This window comes from Salinivibrio sp. MA427, assembly GCF_001996115.1.
GTDB lineage: Bacteria > Pseudomonadota > Gammaproteobacteria > Enterobacterales > Vibrionaceae > Salinivibrio > Salinivibrio costicola.
On sequence record NZ_MUFH01000383.1, the window covers coordinates 1 to 2,042 of the forward strand.

Annotated in this window: 3 protein-coding genes; all 3 read left to right on the forward strand. The window is 46.4% G+C overall.

All coding sequences use genetic code 11. The features are described from left to right. Nucleotides 1-282 precede the first annotated feature (282 nt). Entirely contained in the window at nucleotides 283-1,206 is a 924-nt protein-coding gene (locus tag BZG79_RS14755) for an endonuclease/exonuclease/phosphatase family protein (protein ID WP_158011537.1), read from the forward strand. A 120-nt stretch (nucleotides 1,207-1,326) separates the two neighbouring features. Continuing rightward, nucleotides 1,327-1,470, forward strand: a complete 144-nt coding sequence (locus BZG79_RS16505) for a hypothetical protein (RefSeq protein ID WP_158009982.1) — start codon at nucleotides 1,327-1,329, stop codon at nucleotides 1,468-1,470. A 95-nt stretch (nucleotides 1,471-1,565) separates the two neighbouring features. Further along, the gene (locus BZG79_RS14760) at nucleotides 1,566-1,883 is read left to right on the forward strand and encodes a hypothetical protein (protein WP_077460778.1); all 318 of its coding nucleotides are present in this window, start codon (nucleotides 1,566-1,568) and stop codon (nucleotides 1,881-1,883) included. Nucleotides 1,884-2,042 lie beyond the last annotated feature (159 nt).

Sequence of the window (2,042 nt, forward strand, 5' to 3'; positions counted from 1 at the left end):
GCCCTCCACACCATATATAGGATTATAAAAACATCATAAACACAAGATGTGGCATTAGATAGCAAATGCGGGATCGATTGTGTTGACTCAGATCATCGAACTTTCGAATAACCAAAGTCGACCGTTCAAACGCCTATCTGTTCTCCAATTTGCTGATCTGTATTGTTGCAATTATTAGCGAAAATCAAACCTTGTCCGCAATTTGATCGCGAACTCACCTAGACGTTGAATATTTGCAGTAGGATCACGGTGAAAAGCAAATGATTAAGGTAAGGGGCAATCGTGCTTCGACGCGTCGGACTGTTGGTGCTGCTAGGGCTATATGTTGCCCCAAGCTATGCACTCACGGTAGCAACATGGAATTTTGAATGGCTAACCTTAAAGACCGATCAACGGGCTGGTATTCGCCATGAAGAGGATTACCTACAACTCGCGGCCATATTGGCGCAGATCTCTCCAGACGTGTTGGCATTTCAGGAGGTCGATAGCCCTGAGGCGTTAGCCCGTGTGATACCAAAAGAAAAATATAACTATTACTTTTCCGACCGTTACGCCGCACTCAAATCCTCTTCTCACAGTCAGCAGCTGACTGGCATCGCCGTGCGCAAAGGTTGGCAGGTGGACGATCGGAAGGATTTTCGTGAGATTGCCTTACCCGGACTGTTTGGCCTCCCTTCTTTGCGTTATGGCGCCTATGTGGTGATCACGCCTCCTGGCCATGCACCTATTCACGTGTTATCCGTTCATCTCAAGTCGGGATGTTTTCACCAACGCCAAGGCACAAGCAGCTGTAAAAAACTGAGTCAACAATTCAGAGCGCTCGCGGAATGGCTCGCGGTTCGTGATGATAAAAACGTTATCATTGCCGGCGACTTTAATCGCTATATCGGAGAAAATAATGATCCATTTTGGCATACATTTAACGCTCATCGCCTTGAAATCGATGCCAATCCCCCCAACATCGTCAACGTCACCAAAAACGTGCGAGCACGCTGTAAAGCACGGCGTTACAATTGGCGCACTCAAACTTGGAACCAGGTGATGTACAGCCGCTTAGTGGATCATGTTTTGGTCTCTGAGCCTCTTGCCAATCAATGGCAGTACAGTTTTCAGTATCAGTTTGACTACCACAAGGTAATGACATATCGACTCAGCGATCATTGCCCGATTGTTGCGCGCTTCGACATTGAGTCGGCGTCGAAATAGATTGACCCAATCGCAAAAGGTTGAGAAGGTCTTAATGCCGCTAGGAATGTCATGGTATTGACACAGTGAGCCGTTAGCCTTGCTATATGTGATGGGTTAACGATCACTCAAGGAGAAAAAATGAACAGTTTACAGCATCAGGTTATCCCAACAGATGATGACCTGCTAGCCGATTATCTTGATGATACATCGGCGCATCATCGCCCCAACATAGCGGGCCACAATGATGTCTTTAGTGATGATATTGAAGACGCCACACGCTAATCTGATTGCCTCAGCGTTAATTTAACTTCACGCTGACAACGCGTCATCCTACCCTTGTTACGTTGTCAGCAAATCCACCGACGTGTCGATATATTATGAAAAAAGCTCTCTCTGCGGTGCTGTTATGCGCCTCTTTTCTGTCTTTTCAAGCCCTTGCGGCCCCCGAACTGATAGCCAAATCAACCCTTGATTTTGGTGACTTCGAAAAAACAGCGAATGTCGAGATCGAGGGCAATATTCAAGACGATGTACTTCGTCTTGTTGAGCGTGGTGTCAAAGAAGAAGAAGCTGACTACTTTGTGATTAACCAAGTCAGTGAAGATACCCACAAAGAGGTATTGATCGTGTCGGTGACCCTCTACCGTGAGTTCACTACTGACAATCAAAAACGCTTTGAGAATCGGCTCGGATAGGCAACCTACCTAACGCTTTAGGCTTTCCTTTGTTACACTTCTGCACTTTATAACGATAAGAGCAATGTTGTGATTGGAACCTTAAATAAAATGCGCACCGAAGCAGGCGCATCCGTGCAGTATTTTCTCCGTGTCGGTGAGCAAGAACTACACCTGAAC